12 protein-coding genes are annotated in these 14,002 nt (G+C 72.6%); 6 read left to right on the top strand and 6 right to left on the bottom strand.

Going from position 1 to position 14,002, the window contains the following annotated elements:
- Positions 1 to 54: 54 nt before the first annotated feature.
- Positions 55 to 2,016 (top strand): 2-oxoacid:acceptor oxidoreductase subunit alpha, encoded by a 1,962-nt coding sequence (locus tag AB0953_RS06920; protein ID WP_366858368.1) that lies wholly within the window; start codon positions 55 to 57, stop codon positions 2,014 to 2,016.
- The gene (locus AB0953_RS06915) at positions 2,009 to 3,085 is read left to right on the top strand and encodes a 2-oxoacid:ferredoxin oxidoreductase subunit beta (protein WP_366858367.1); all 1,077 of its coding nucleotides are present in this window, start codon (positions 2,009 to 2,011) and stop codon (positions 3,083 to 3,085) included. Before AB0953_RS06920 ends, AB0953_RS06915 begins: the two co-directional genes overlap by 8 nt.
- 51 nt (positions 3,086 to 3,136) lie before the next feature.
- Here the strand turns inward: AB0953_RS06915 and AB0953_RS06910 are convergent, their stop codons facing one another.
- Positions 3,137 to 3,529: a helix-turn-helix domain-containing protein gene (locus AB0953_RS06910; RefSeq protein WP_366858366.1), complete on the bottom strand. Its 393-nt coding sequence runs from the start codon at positions 3,527 to 3,529 to the stop codon at positions 3,137 to 3,139.
- A gap of 116 nt (positions 3,530 to 3,645) precedes the next feature.
- Between AB0953_RS06910 and AB0953_RS06905 the strand changes: the two genes are divergently transcribed.
- From AB0953_RS06905 to AB0953_RS06895, 3 genes are all read left to right on the top strand, one after another.
- On the top strand, positions 3,646 to 4,500 hold the full coding sequence (locus AB0953_RS06905) for an SDR family oxidoreductase (protein ID WP_366858365.1): 855 nt from the start codon (positions 3,646 to 3,648) through the stop codon (positions 4,498 to 4,500).
- A gap of 185 nt (positions 4,501 to 4,685) precedes the next feature.
- The gene (gene rarD / locus AB0953_RS06900; RefSeq protein ID WP_366858364.1) at positions 4,686 to 5,693 is read left to right on the top strand and encodes an EamA family transporter RarD; all 1,008 of its coding nucleotides are present in this window, start codon (positions 4,686 to 4,688) and stop codon (positions 5,691 to 5,693) included.
- A 225-nt stretch (positions 5,694 to 5,918) separates the two neighbouring features.
- Positions 5,919 to 7,235: a M28 family metallopeptidase gene (locus tag AB0953_RS06895; protein ID WP_366858363.1), complete on the top strand. Its 1,317-nt coding sequence runs from the start codon at positions 5,919 to 5,921 to the stop codon at positions 7,233 to 7,235.
- Positions 7,236 to 7,295: 60 nt separating this feature from the next.
- Here the strand turns inward: AB0953_RS06895 and AB0953_RS06890 are convergent, their stop codons facing one another.
- The 4 genes from AB0953_RS06890 to AB0953_RS06875 form a co-directional block, all read right to left on the bottom strand.
- Complete coding sequence (locus tag AB0953_RS06890) at positions 7,296 to 7,721, bottom strand: hypothetical protein (RefSeq protein WP_366858361.1); 426 nt, start codon at positions 7,719 to 7,721, stop codon at positions 7,296 to 7,298.
- Positions 7,718 to 7,921, bottom strand: coding sequence for a ribbon-helix-helix domain-containing protein (locus tag AB0953_RS06885; RefSeq protein ID WP_362172581.1), 204 nt, complete (start codon positions 7,919 to 7,921; stop codon positions 7,718 to 7,720). Before AB0953_RS06885 ends, AB0953_RS06890 begins: the two co-directional genes overlap by 4 nt.
- A gap of 131 nt (positions 7,922 to 8,052) precedes the next feature.
- Entirely contained in the window at positions 8,053 to 9,288 is a 1,236-nt protein-coding gene (locus AB0953_RS06880; protein ID WP_366858360.1) for a DUF2092 domain-containing protein, read from the bottom strand.
- A 250-nt stretch (positions 9,289 to 9,538) separates the two neighbouring features.
- Positions 9,539 to 10,549 carry a polyprenyl synthetase family protein gene (locus AB0953_RS06875; protein ID WP_366858359.1) on the bottom strand — a complete coding sequence of 337 codons (1,011 nt, stop codon included), beginning with the start codon at positions 10,547 to 10,549 and terminating at the stop codon, positions 9,539 to 9,541.
- 244 nt (positions 10,550 to 10,793) lie between these two features.
- On the opposite strand from AB0953_RS06875, the gene AB0953_RS06870 reads away from it, so the two are divergent.
- Positions 10,794 to 12,800, top strand: a complete 2,007-nt coding sequence (locus AB0953_RS06870; RefSeq protein WP_366858358.1) for a CocE/NonD family hydrolase — start codon at positions 10,794 to 10,796, stop codon at positions 12,798 to 12,800.
- Positions 12,801 to 13,069: 269 nt separating this feature from the next.
- Here the strand turns inward: AB0953_RS06870 and AB0953_RS06865 are convergent, their stop codons facing one another.
- Entirely contained in the window at positions 13,070 to 13,888 is an 819-nt protein-coding gene (locus AB0953_RS06865) for an HAD family hydrolase (protein ID WP_366858357.1), read from the bottom strand.
- Positions 13,889 to 14,002: the final 114 nt, after the last annotated feature.

Genomic DNA, 14,002 nt, shown 5'->3' with positions numbered 1-14,002 from the left:
CGTAGGGTGGGCCTTGGGAGCGCGAACGCCACGCCTCGAAGGAGGTCCAGTTCAGTGACCAGCCAGGTCAGTAGTCCAGCCGAGCAGGCCGACGGGGCCGGTGGGGCCGAGGGAGCCGTCGTCGGCGAGCAGCGATCGGCCCCGGCCGCACCCCCGGGGGCCAAGGAAGTACGCCGCCTCGACCGGGTGATCATCCGCTTCGCGGGTGACTCGGGTGACGGCATGCAGCTCACGGGGGACCGGTTCACCTCGGAGACGGCGTCCTTCGGGAACGACCTCTCCACCCTCCCGAACTTCCCGGCCGAGATCCGGGCGCCCGCCGGCACCCTTCCGGGTGTCTCGTCCTTCCAGTTGCATTTCGCCGACCACGACATCCTCACGCCGGGCGACGCACCGAACGTCCTGGTGGCGATGAATCCGGCCGCTTTGAAGGCCAACATCGGGGACGTACCGCGCGGCGCCGAGATCATCATCAATACCGATGAATTCACCAAGCGCCCCATGGCGAAGGTCGGCTACGAGACCTCGCCGCTGGAGGACGGCTCGCTGGGGGCGTACAACATCCACCCGGTGCCCCTGACGACCCTCACGGTCGAGGCGCTGAAGGACTTCGGGCTCTCCCGCAAGGAGGCCGAGCGCAGCAAGAACATGTTCGCGCTGGGCCTGCTGAGCTGGATGTACCACCGGCCGACCGAGGCGACCGAGACGTTCCTGCGGCAGAAGTTCGCCAAGAAGCCCGAGATCGCCGAGGCGAACGTCGCCGCCTTCCGGGCCGGCTGGAACTTCGGCGAGACCACCGAGGACTTCGCGGTCTCCTACGAGGTGGCCCCGGCCACGCAGGCCTTCCCGACCGGCACCTACCGCAACATCTCCGGCAACCTGGCCCTGTCCTACGGGCTGATCGCCGCGAGCCGCCAGGCCGATCTGCCGCTCTACCTGGGCTCTTACCCGATCACGCCGGCCTCGGACATCCTGCACGAGCTGAGCAAGCACAAGAACTTCGGCGTGCGGACCTTCCAGGCCGAGGACGAGATCGCCGGCATCGGCGCGGCGCTCGGCGCGGCCTTCGGCGGCGCGCTCGGCGTGACCACGACCTCCGGGCCCGGCGTGGCGCTGAAGTCCGAGACCATCGGCCTCGCGGTCTCGCTGGAGCTGCCGCTGCTGATCGTGGACATCCAGCGCGGCGGCCCCTCCACCGGCCTGCCGACCAAGACGGAGCAGGCGGACCTGCTCCAGGCCATGTACGGGCGCAACGGCGAGGCCCCGGTGCCGATCGTCGCCCCGCGCACCCCGGCGGACTGCTTCGACGCCGCCCTGGAGGCGGCCCGCATCGCGCTGACGTACCGGACCCCGGTCTTCCTGCTCTCCGACGGCTACCTCGCCAACGGCTCCGAGCCCTGGCGGATCCCGGACGTGTCGGACCTGCCCGACCTCACCGTCCGGTTCGCCTCCGGGCCCAACCACCGGCTCGCCGACGGCACCGAGGTCTTCTGGCCGTACAAGCGCGACCCGCAGACCCTGGCCCGGCCCTGGGCGGTCCCGGGCACGGCCGGCCTGGAGCACCGGATCGGCGGCATCGAGAAGCAGGACGGCACGGGCAACATCAGCTACGACCCGGCCAACCACGACCGCATGGTCCGCACCCGCCAGGCCAAGGTCGACGGGATCGAGGTCCCGGACGTGGAGGTCGACGACCCGGACCGGGCCCGGACCCTGGTCATCGGCTGGGGCTCCACGTACGGCCCGATCACGGCCGCCGTGCGCCGGCTGCGGGCCGCCGGGGTGCCGATCGCCCAGGCCCACCTGCGCCACCTGAACCCCTTCCCGGGGAATCTCGGCGAGGTCCTGGCGCGTTACGACAAGGTGGTGGTCCCGGAGATGAACCTCGGGCAGCTCGCCGGTCTGATCCGGGCGAAGTACCTGGTCGACGCAAGGTCGTACAACCAGGTGAACGGAATGCCGTTCAAGGCGGAGCAGCTCGCGAAGGCTCTCGAGGAGGCCGTGCAGCATGACTGAGGTGACCGACGCCCCCACCCGGCCCGCGCCGCTCTCCCTGGTCCCCAGGGCGGAGGCCGAGCAGTCCATGAAGGACTACAAGTCGGACCAGGAGGTCCGCTGGTGTCCGGGCTGCGGCGACTACGCGGTCCTGGCCGCGGTGCAGGGCTTCATGCCCGAGCTGGGGCTGGCCCGGGAGAACATCGTCTTCGTCTCCGGCATCGGCTGCTCCTCGCGGTTCCCGTACTACATGAACACGTACGGGATGCACTCGATCCACGGCCGCGCCCCGGCCATCGCGACGGGGCTGGCCACCTCGCGGCGCGACCTGTCCGTGTGGGTGGTCACCGGTGACGGCGACGCGCTGTCCATCGGCGGCAACCACCTGATCCACGCGCTGCGGCGGAACGTCAACCTGAAGATCCTGCTGTTCAACAACCGGATCTACGGTCTGACCAAGGGCCAGTACTCGCCGACCTCCGAGCTCGGCAAGATCACCAAGTCGACACCGATGGGCTCGCTGGACGCGCCCTTCAACCCGGTGTCGCTGGCCCTGGGCGCCGAGGCCTCGTTCGTGGCCCGCACCGTCGACTCCGACCGCAAGCACCTGACCGAGGTGCTGCGGGCGGCCGCGGACCACCCGGGCACGGCGCTGGTGGAGATCTACCAGAACTGCAACATCTTCAACGACGGCGCCTTCGAGGCCCTGAAGGACAAGGACCGGGCCCAGGAGGCGGTCATCCGCCTGGAGCACGGGCAGCCGATCCGCTTCGGGGCCGACGGCCACAAGGGCGTCGTGCGCGACCCGCAGACCGGGGAGCTGGAGGTCGTCGACGTGACCCCGGAGAACGCCTCGCGGATCCTGGTGCACGACGCGCACGCCGGCAGTCCCACCACGGCGTTCGCGCTGTCCCGGCTGGCCGATCCCGACACCCTGGACCGGACGCCGATCGGGGTGTTCCGCAGCGTGGAGCGGCCGGTGTACGACACGCTGATGGCGGAGCAGCTGGAGACGGCCGTCGACGCCAAGGGCAAGGGCGACCTGGCCGGCCTGCTGGCCGGCAACGACACCTGGACGGTCGTCGGCTAGCGGTCCGGGCGCAGGCAGCAGAGCAGCAGTACGCCGGCCCGGGGCTCCTCCTCAGGAGCCCCGGGCTTCGTCGTACGCGGCGCGCGCCGCCTGCACCTCGGCGGTGCGCCGCTCGGTCCAGCGGGCCAGCGCCCACACCTGCTCGGCGGCCTCCCGGCCGAGCGCGGTCAGCGAGTAGTCCACCCGGGGCGGGATGACCGGCTTGGCGTCGCGCAGCAGGAACCCGTCGCGCTCCAGCGTCTGGAGGGTCTGCGCCAGCATCTTCTCGCTGACGCCCCCGACCTCCCGGCGCAGCTCGCTGAAGCGGTACGAGCGCTCCTTGAGGGCGGCGAGCACGAGGACGCCCCAGCGGCTGGTGACGTGCTCGAGCACCCCGCGGGAGGGGCACATCGGCGCCTTCACCGACACGGGCGGCGGGGTGGTGGCCTGGCTGCTTACTCCCATACCAGTACCTTACTTCAAAGTGGGTACTTACGAATAGTTAGCGCTCTCCGTAGGGTGGTGCCCACACCGCGGAACACCCGCGAACAGCACCGATCCGCACGCAGGGAGCGCACACCATGAGCATCGTCGTCACCGGAGCCACCGGAGCCCTCGGCCGCCTCGTCGTCGAGGAGCTGCTCGGCAAGGTCCCCGCCGAGTCCGTCGCCGTCGTCGTCCGCGACAAGGCCAAGGCCGCCGACCTGGCCGAGCGCGGGGTCGAGGTGCGCATCGCCGACTACGACGCCCCCGAGACCCTGGCCGCCGCCTTCCGCGCGGGCGACCGCGTCCTGCTGATCTCCGGCAACGAGGTCGGCCGCCGCGTGCCGCAGCACACCGCCGTGATCGAGGCCGCCAAGGCCGCGGGGGTCGCCCAGCTCGCGTACACCGGCATCCTCGGCGGCCCCGAGGCCGACTTCGACCTGGCCGCGGAGCACAAGGTCACCGAGCAGGCCATCCTGGACTCCGGCCTGCCGCACACCTTCCTGCGCAACGGCTGGTACCACGAGAACTACACCCACCACCTGGCGACCGTCCTGGAGCACGGCGCGGTCGTCGGCAGCGCGGGCGAGGGCCGGATCGCCTCCGCCGCACGGGCGGACTACGCGGCCGCGGCGGCGGAGGTGCTGACCGGCGAGGGCCACCTGAACCGGGTCTACGAGCTCTCCGGCGACACCGCCTGGAGCCTCGCGGAGTACGCGGCCGAGGTCGCGGCCCAGTCCGGCAAGGAGGTCGCGTACTCCGAGGTCCCGGCCGAGGCGCACCTGTCGATCCTGACCGGCGCGGGCGTCCCCGAGGGCTTCGCGGCGCTGCTGGTCGACGTGGACGCGGCGATCTCCCGCGGCCGCCTCGCCCACACCGGCGGCGACCTCTCCCGGCTCATCGGCCGCCCGACCACCCCGGTCGCGGACGCGATCGCCTCGGCCCTGGCCTGAGGACGGCACCGTACGGAACCGAACCGGAACCGGAACCGGTCGGGCGGAACAGGTGAGTCCGCCCGGCCGACGCCGCGCAAGGCCTCACCCGTGTCATGAGTATCTCCCGCTTATGGGCATGACATCGGCGGCGAACAGCGCTAGCTTCTGGTGTGAGGTTGGCTGAATTGCGACGGGAGGCCGGAGTGAAGGCGGACAGTGAGCAGCGCACGGGCCTGCTCTACGGATTCGGCGCCTACGGGATGTGGGGCCTGGTCCCCCTCTTCTGGCCGCTCCTCAAGCCCGCCGGGGCCGTCGAGATCCTCGCCCACCGCATGGTGTGGTCCCTGGCCGTGGTCGGGGTGCTGCTGCTGGCCATGCGCCGCTGGGGGTGGATACGCGAGCTCCTGCGCCGGCCGCGGAAGCTCGGCCTGACGGCGCTGGCCGCCACCGTGATCTCCGTGAACTGGGGCCTGTACATCTGGGCCGTCAACCACGGCGCGGTCGTCGAGTCCAGCCTCGGCTACTTCATCAATCCGCTGGTCACCATCGCCATCGGGGTACTGCTCCTCGGCGAGCGGCTGCGCCGCGCGCAGTGGGCGGCGGTCGGCATCGGCTTCCTCGCGGTGCTGGTGCTCGCCATCGGGTACGGGCGTCCGCCGTGGATCTCCCTGGTGCTGGCCTTCTCCTTCGCGACGTACGGGCTGATCAAGAAGAAGCTCAACATGGGCGGCGTGGAGTCGCTGGCCGCCGAGACCGCCCTGCTCTTCCTGCCCGCCCTGGGCTACCTGCTGTGGCTGGGCTCGCAGGGCCGCTCCAGCTTCACCGCGGGCGGCTTCGGCCACTCCGCGCTGCTCGCCTCGACGGGGCTGATCACCGCCGTGCCGCTGGTCTTCTTCGGTGCCGCCGCGATCCGGGTGCCGCTGTCCACGCTGGGGCTGCTGCAGTACCTGGCCCCGGTGTTCCAGTTCGCGCTCGGCGTCGTCTACTTCCACGAGGCCATGCCGCCCGAGCGGTGGGCCGGCTTCTCCCTGGTCTGGGCCGCGCTCGCCCTGCTGACCTGGGACGCCCTGCGCACGGCCCGCCGGAACCGGGCCCGCCTGGAGGCGATGGAGGCGGCCGCGGACGCCCCGGCCGCCGTGGCCGCCGTGGACGTTCCTGCCGCCGCGGACGTCCCGGCCGCCCCCGCCGCTCCGGCGGCGGAACGCGCGTAAGCGCGGGGCGCCGTACCGCGGCGCCGACCCCACTACCCCCTCGATCCCCGTCACGGAACTCCCGTGACGGGGATCGTCCGTTTTCCGAACGACTCTGACCGAAAAGCGGTCTTGACGGGCCGTCACGCCCTCACTGAACATCAGGGCTCGCACTGACGCACGACTGCTCACCCGCGCCACCCGCACGTTCCGTTCAATCCCCAACGGAATTTCCGGAGCCCCCACATGAGCCTGTCCGTCTCCCGGCGCCTCGCCGCCGTGACCGCGCTCGCGGTCGCCGGCCTGTTCGCCCCCGCCGCCCCCGCCGCACTGGCCGCCCCCACCGCGGCCGCGGCTCCGACCCCGCCCGACATCCCGCTGGCGGCCGTCAAGGCGCACCTGAGCCAGTTCCAGACCATCGCCACCAACAACGGCGGCAACCGCGCCCACGGCAGGGCCGGCTACAAGGCCTCGATCGACTACGTGAAGGCCAAGCTGGACGCGGCGGGGTTCACCACCACGCTGCAGACCTTCACCAGCAGCGGCGCCACCGGCTACAACCTGATCGCCGACTGGCCCGGCGGGGACCCGAACTCGGTGCTGATGACCGGCTCGCACCTGGACTCCGTCACCGCCGGCCCGGGCATCAACGACAACGGCTCGGGCTCGGCCGCCGTGCTGGAGACGGCGCTCGCCGTCTCGCGCGCCCAGCTCCAGCCGACCAAGCACCTGCGGTTCGGCTGGTGGGGCGCGGAGGAGCTGGGCCTGGTCGGGTCCAAGTACTACGTCAACAGCCTCTCGGCCACGGAGAAGGCGAAGATCTCCGGCTACCTGAACTTCGACATGATCGGCTCGCCGAACCCGGGTTACTTCGTCTACGACGACGACCCCACCATCGAGCAGACCTTCAAGACCTACTTCGCCGGCCTGAACATCCCCACCGAGATCGAGACGGAGGGCGACGGCCGCTCCGACCACGCCCCGTTCAAGAACGCGGGCGTCCCGGTGGGCGGGCTGTTCTCCGGCGCCGACTACACCAAGACGGCGGCGCAGGCGCAGAAGTGGGGCGGCACCGCCGGACAGGCCTTCGACCGCTGCTACCACGCGTCCTGCGACACCGCGGCGAACATCGACGACACCGCTCTGGACCGCAATGCCGACGCGATCGCCTACGCGGTCTGGAACCTGGGCGCGGCCACGCCGGTCCCGCCCGGCCCGTCGTTCGAGAACACCGCGGACGTGAACATACCGGACTCCCCCGGCGCCGCGGTGACCTCGCCCATCACGGTCTCCGGCGTCCCGGGCAACGCCCCGGCCACCACCAAGGTGGACGTGAACATCGTCCACACCTACCGCGGTGACCTGGTGATCGACCTGATCGCCCCCGACGGCACGGCGTACCGGCTGAAGAACTCCTCCGGCTCGGACTCCGCGGACAACGTCGTGGCCTCGTACACCGTCAACGCCTCCGCCGAGGTGGCCAACGGCGTCTGGAAGCTCCAGGTCAAGGACGTGGCGGCGCAGGACACCGGCTACATCAACAGCTGGCGGATCACCTTCTGAGCCACCCGCACCCCGCACCCGCACGGCAACCGCACGGCAACCGGCCCGGCCCCGGCGGCGCTACGCGCCGTCGGGGCCGGCCATGCGCGGGGCGGCCGAGACGTCCTGCGGCTCCCGGATGAGGGCGCGCAGCTCCTCGGCCACCGCGGACACGTCGGCGCGGCCCAGCTTCGCCGCCTCGACCAGGTCGCCCAGCTGCTCGGGCGAGGGCAGTTGCTCCGCTCCGGCGACCCGCAGGTACGAGCGCGTGGCGGCGGCCGCGTAGAACTCGTTCATCGGTGATTCCAGCGCCGGGCACACGGCGAGGGTGTGCAGGAACGCAGCGGCCCGCCACGCGGTGTCGGGGGCGGGCTGTTCGGGCACCATGACCAGGTCGTTCTGGTGCCGGGCGACCGCGGCGGCCACCCCGGAGGGATCCCATACGGCGGGATCGGACGGGAGGTGGTGGGCCAGGGCGGTCCAGGCCCATTCCATGGTGATCTTCAATTGCCGAACCGCTCCTGGAAGTAGCCCCAGTGGTCGGCGAACTCCTCTATGCCGGAGAGGAAGTTCTCCCGGTCCTCGTCGAGCTCCCGTTCGGTGACCTCGGTGATCAGCGCGGTGACCGTCGTGCCCAGTGCCGCCGCGCGCGCCTTGAGGCGGTCGTGGAACTCTTCGTCCAGGCGGATGGTGACGTGTCTCGACATGCCTGTCACGGTACAGCGGGGCCGCTGTACACAGGGCGGGAACGGCCGAAGGGTGGGCAGGGACACAGTCCCCGCCCACCCGGTGCCGGTCGCAGCGGCCGTCCCGCGGCCGTCCGGCGGCCCTGCGCCGGCTACTTGTGGGCGTTGGCCGCCTGCACCAGCGCGTCCTTGGTGACGGCGCCGACGTAGACCTTGCCGTCGTCCGTGATCAGCGCGTTGACCAGGCGGGTCTTGAAGAGCCGTCCCTCGCCGAAGGATCCGGTGACCTTGTCCCCGAGGGAGTTCAGGAACTGCTTGGCCTCCTTGGGGGCGTTCTTGTCGTTCTCGATGTCCTTCAGGCTGCGGCCCGCGCCCGTGTCGATGCGGGCGATGGCCGACCAGCCCTCGCCGAGGACCTGCGCGCCGCCGTGCTCGCCGCCGGGGCCGCCCGGGATGCCCGCGCCGCCGGTGACGGCCCCGAGGCCGGGGAAGGCGTCCAGGCCCTTGAACTCCTTGCCGTGGCCGGGACCCTTGGCCTCGCCGTCCTTGCCCTCGGTCACCTTGGCGCCCTTGGGCGGGGTGAAGGCGAAGGCGTCGGCGGCGGGCTTGGCGAAGTCCACCTTGGTGAAGCCGGCGTCCACGACGGGCTTGCCGCCCTCGGCGGCGAGCAGCTGCACGCGCAGCGGCACGCCGTTCTTCGCGTCCACCGCGATCTTGACCGAGCCCACGGTGGAGCCGCCGTGCTTGGGCTTCAGCACCAGCTGGTAGGCGTCCCGGCCGGCCACCTGCGCGGTGTCGCCGACGCTGATGTCGGTGGTCGGCCCGGCGGACTGGATGACCTCCTGGGCGAGCTGCTGCGGCGAGGCCGCGAGCCGGTCGGCGGTCTTCTTGTGGTCCCGGCCGGCCGAGGTGCCCGCGCCGGGGTCCTTCTCGTGCCAGACCTGGTTGGCCTTGCTGTCGTAGCCCCAGACGTCCGCGCCGTTGTGGACGATGCTGTATTCGTCCTTGCCGTCGACGAAGGTCAGCTTCTGGCGGTCCGGCCCGTCGGCCGCGACGCGCACGGTGTGGGTGCCGCTCGCCAGCCGGGCGATCCTGTCCTGCGGGTCCGCGGAGCCCCCGGAGGAGGCGCCGCCCCCGACGCCGCCGAGCAGACCGCTCGCGAAGGTGGGCAGCCCCAGGTCGGTGCTGATCTTGGCGCTGCCGGACAGCTGCTGCACGTCCGAGGCGGCGATCTTCTCGATCAGCTGCTGGGCCGTCACCTTCGGCAGGTCCGGGCTGCCGGCGTCGGCGAAGGCCGGGACCATCGCGACCGTCGCCGCGGCCACGCCCGCCACCGCCACCGGTACGGCGTACCGGGCGGCCTTGCGGGTCTTTGCGTTCGTTGCCATCTCTGCCCTACCTCTTTGTGTACGGCGGCGGCCTTCCTTCATGCCTGTACGTGTCCACCCCGCGCCGCCACTCTCACCCGATCTGGTGGGGATGTGTCTCCATCTGACCAAAGCGGAGGGGGTCGGGGCGTCACTCCGCGGAATCAACTCCGCGTACACCCAGGGGATGACACGACGAGGGCCCCGCATCCCCTACCCGTAGGGGATGCGGAGCCCTTGCGGCCCACCGGCCGCCGTCGCCCTCGCGTGCCTAGCCGGCGCGGTGCACCACCGCGTCGCACAGCTCCTCGAGCGCCGCCTTGGCGAAGCAGTCGGGCAGCGGCGCGAGCATGTCGCGGGCGTCCTGCGCGTACTGGATGGTGTCGCGGCGGGCCCGCTCCAGCGCGGGGTGCACGCGCAGCCGCGAGAGCACCTCCGCGTGGCGGGCGTCGTCGCTCAGGTCGCCGTCCAGGAGGCGTACGAGCTCCAGGTCGGCGGGGTCGCCGCCCTGGGCCGCCATCTCGCGCAGCCGCAGCACCGGCAGCGTGGGGATGCCCTCGCGCAGGTCGGTGCCCGGGGTCTTGCCGGACTCGTGGGAGTCGGAGGCGATGTCGAGGACGTCGTCGGCGAGCTGGAAGGCGGTGCCGAGGCGTTCGCCGTACTGGGTGAGGATGTCGACGACCGACTCGTCGGCGCCGGACATCAGCGCGCCGAACCGGCCGGAGACCGCGATCAGGGAGCCGGTCTTGCCGGCGATGACGTCGAGGTAGTGCGCGACCGGGTCGCGGCCGTCGCGCGGGCCGGCCGTCTCCAGGATCTGGCCGGTCACCAGCCGCTCGAAGGCCTCGGCCTGGATGCGGACGGCCTCGGGGCCGAGGTCCGCCAGGATGTGCGAGGCGCGGGCGAAGAGGAAGTCACCCGTCAGGACGGCCACCGAGTTGCCCCAGCGGGTGTTGGCGCTGGCCACGCCGCGGCGGACCTCCGCCTCGTCCATGACGTCGTCGTGGTAGAGCGTCGCCAGATGGGTGAGCTCCACGACGACCGCGGAGGGGACGATGCCCGGCGCGTACGGGTCGCCGAAGCGGGAGGCGAGCATGACCAGCAGCGGCCGGAACCGCTTGCCGCCCGCCTTGACCAGGTGCTGCGCGGCCTCGGTGATGAAGGGGACTTCGCTCTTGGTGGCCTCCAGCAGACCCGCCTCGACGGCGGCCAGTCCGGCCTGGACATCGGTCTCAAGAGCCTGGTCCCGCACGCTCAGTCCGAACGGCCCGACGACGGTCACGAGGGGTACTCCTGTCTGCTGACGATCACGCTGACGATCACCTGGATTGTCGATGTGTCGCTGCCATCACTCAAGCCAGCGTATCCGGTCTGTTTTCGATCACCGAGAGCACCCGTCACGCCGCCGCCGGGGCGCGGGCCGACACGGCCCGGTATGTTCGTGTCGTGCCGAAACGACCGGAGATACCTTTCTGTCGGAATATGCCGGGTTCCTGACGGCCGAGGCGTCCGATCCGGAGGCGGGCATGCTCATCCGTACCGAGTTCCCGTACGGGACGACCCGCGAGGACGTCCGGATCCCGATGCCCGACGGCGTACGGCTGTACGCCCGGATCTGGCGCCCCGTGACCGACGCGCCCGTCCCGGCCCTGCTGGAGTACCTGCCGCACCGGCTCACGGACGCCACCGCCGCGCGCGACGCCCAGCGCCACCCCTGGTACGCGGGCCACGGCTACGCCTCCGTCCGGGTGGACGTCCGCGGGTACGGGTGCAGCGGCGGCCGCCCCGGCGACCCGTACGCCCCGCGGGAACTGGCCGACGGGGTCGCGGTGGTGGAGTGGCTGGCGGCGCAGCCGTGGTGCACGGGGTCCGTGGGCATGTTCGGGCTCGGCTGGGGCGGCACCGTCGCCCTCCAGATCGCGGCGTTCGCCCCCGAGGCCCTCAAGGCGGTGGTCACCGTCGGCTCCACCGACGACCGCTTCGAGGACGGCCACGGCGCGGGCGGCTGCGTACCGGCCGAGGCCGTGGCCGCACGCTCGGCCGCCCTGCTGGCCCTCACCGCCCGCCCGCCGGACCCGCTGTACGCCGGCGACGGCTGGCGCGAGCAGTGGCTGGCGCGGCTGGAGGCGGTGGAGCCGGCCGTGCACGCCTGGCTGGCGCACGGCACCCGCGACGACCACTGGCGCCACGGCAGCGTCTGCGAGGACTACGGGGCGATCGGCGCGGCCGTCCTCGCCGTCGGCGGCCTGCACGACCCCCACCGGGACACGGTGCTGCGGCTCGTCGCCCACCTGCCCGCGGACCGGGTCCGCGGGCTGCTGGGGCCCTGGCCGCACGCGTACCCGGACCGGGCGGCGGCCCCGGGCCCCGCCATCGGCTTCCTGCAGGAGACGCTGCGCTGGTGGGACCACTGGCTGCGGGGCGCCCCCAACGGGGCGATGGACGTGCCGCTGCTGCGGTCCTGGATCGCCGCGTCGTACCCGCCGGCGACCGCGTACGAGGCCCTGCCGGGGCGGTGGGCCGGGGAGGCCGCCTGGCCCTCGCCGGCCGTCACCCCGGTCACGTACGGGCTCCAGGGCGCGCCCGTGGCCGTGGCCTCGCCGCAGCACACCGGGGTGGACGCGGGCCGGTGCCTGCCGGTCGGCGGCGCCGCCGACCTGCCGCCCGACCAGCGCGCGGAGGACGCGCGATCGGCCTGCTTCGAGTTCCCGGTGCCGGGCGCGCGGCCGGTGGAGGTCCTGGGCCGACCGCGGGCCGTGCTCCGGCTGCGCATGGACGTCCCGTACGGGCAGGTGGCGGCCCGCCTGTGCGACGTCGCCCCGGACGGCTCCTCCACGCTGGTCACGCGGGGCGCGCTGAACCTCTCCGCCCGCCTCGGCCGCGACAAGGCGGTGCCGTGGCCGGTGGGCGCGTACGAGGACGTGGTCGTCGAGCTGGGCGCCACCGGGCACGCCTTCGCGCCGGGCCACCGCATCCGGCTCGCCCTCTCCTCCGCCTACTGGCCGTGGCTCTGGCCGCGGGCCGGCTCCGAGGCCGGCTGGACCCTGGACCCGGCGGGCAGCGCGCTGGTCCTGCCGGTGCGCGGGCCGTCGCCGGCGGACCCGGGCGTCGTGTTCGAGCCGCCCGAGCAGGCCGAGCCGCTGGGGGTGGCCGTCCCCGCCACCCTGGACGAGCCGCGGCCGGAGCGGGTGGTCGTACGGGACGTGGCGCTCGGGGTGTGGCGCCTGGAGGTGGACCCGCCCTCGCCCTGCGGCGGGACGCGGCTCCACCCGGACGGCCTGGAGTACGGCGAGGACGCCGCCGAGGTGTACGAGATCCAGGAGGCGGACCCGCTGTCGGCCCGGACCCGCGCCGAGTGGCGGATCCGGCTGCACCGGCCGGAGTCGGGCTGGGACGTCCGCATCGAGACCCGCTCGGAGATCACCTGCGAGGAGGACGCCTTCCTGACCTCGGACGAGCTGCTGTGCCGTGAGGGCGGGGAGATCGTCCACCACCGCACCTGGACCCGCCGCCTCCCCCGCACCACGGGCTGACCACCCCCGGGCCCCGCCCGACCCCCCGCCTCGAACGCCGGCGGGGCCGGAGTTGCCGAACCTCAGCTCCGAAAGCCGACGCGGGCCGACGGTCGGTCGGCACAGCCTCACTCCGAAGCGACACGTGGCCGCCCCAGCCCCCGCCAGGCGGCGTGCCAGACCCCGGCTTCGCATACCGACGGCTCGCCTTCGAAACGGCGGATGGGCACGATCCAGCCCCACCGGCGATTGAGGCGCGGGGCGTGGGGCGGCGCCCCAACGAACCCGGCTCAGCCGAACAGGCGTTCCAGGACCACCGCAATGCCGTCCTGTTCGTTCGACAGCGTCACCTCGTCGGCGACCTCGACCAGTTCCCGGTGGGCGTTGGCCATGGCCACGCCGTGCGCCGCCCACGCGAACATCGGGATGTCGTTCGGCATGTCGCCGAAGGCGATGGTGTGCGACGGCCCGACGCCCAGCAGCCCGGCGGCCAGCGCCAGCCCGCTGGCCTTGCTCACCCCCGTCGGCTGGAGCTCCACGGTGTGCTCCCCGGCCATCGTCACGTTGACCAGGTGGCCGACCACCCCCCGCGCCACCCGCGTCAGCTCGTCGTCGTCGAGCTCCGGGTGCTGCAGCAGCACCTTGTTGATGGGCGCCGCCCACAGGTCGGCCCGCCGCCGCACCCGCACCGTCGGCAGGTGCGGGTGCGGCATCCGGTAGCCGGGCCCCATCAGCATCGCCGCGTCGACCCCCTCCTGGTCGACCGCCGCGTACACCTCGCCGATCTCCGCCTCGATCTTGCCGAGGGCGACCTCCGCCAGCTCGCGGTCCATCTCCACGGAGTGCAACAGGCTCCCGCGCGCCGCGTCATACACCTGCGCGCCCTGCCCGCACACCGCGAGCCCCGTGTACCCAAGGCTGTCGAGGACATGGCGGACCTGTGGAACGGGGCGCCCGGTGACGACGATGTGCTGCGCGCCCGCGGCGCGCGCCGTCGCGAGCGCCGCGTACGAGCGGGCGGAGACGGTGTCTCCGGCGCGCAGCAGGGTCCCGTCCAGGTCAGTGGCGATCAAAGAGAAAGGGGGGGCCGAAAGCGGGGCGGAAGTCACGGCGCAAGGATACGGACCCCAATGGACAAGTCCTACAAATAGCGCCCTAATCCGGCCTCCCGCAGGCCCCACCAGCCACGTAACGTATCAACGAGCCCCCGGGACACCCCCGGA

The organism is Streptomyces sp. NPDC046866 (assembly GCF_040704625.1).
GTDB lineage: Bacteria > Actinomycetota > Actinomycetes > Streptomycetales > Streptomycetaceae > Streptomyces.
Note: the sequence above shows the minus strand (reverse complement) of the source record. Positions and strands in the feature narration are given on the sequence as shown.

Bases quoted from the DNA above. Each gene is read 5' to 3' on its own strand.
- AB0953_RS06870 (WP_366858358.1), top strand. From the start codon at position 10,794: ATGCTCATCCGTACCGAGTTCCCGTACGGGACGACCCGCGAGGACGTC.
- AB0953_RS06880 (WP_366858360.1), bottom strand. From the start codon at position 9,288: ATGGCAACGAACGCAAAGACCCGCAAGGCCGCCCGGTACGCCGTACCG.
- AB0953_RS06910 (WP_366858366.1), bottom strand. From the start codon at position 3,529: ATGGGAGTAAGCAGCCAGGCCACCACCCCGCCGCCCGTGTCGGTGAAG.
- AB0953_RS06915 (WP_366858367.1), top strand. From the start codon at position 2,009: ATGACTGAGGTGACCGACGCCCCCACCCGGCCCGCGCCGCTCTCCCTG.
- AB0953_RS06885 (WP_362172581.1), bottom strand. From the start codon at position 7,921: ATGTCGAGACACGTCACCATCCGCCTGGACGAAGAGTTCCACGACCGC.
- AB0953_RS06895 (WP_366858363.1), top strand. From the start codon at position 5,919: ATGAGCCTGTCCGTCTCCCGGCGCCTCGCCGCCGTGACCGCGCTCGCG.
- AB0953_RS06905 (WP_366858365.1), top strand. From the start codon at position 3,646: ATGAGCATCGTCGTCACCGGAGCCACCGGAGCCCTCGGCCGCCTCGTC.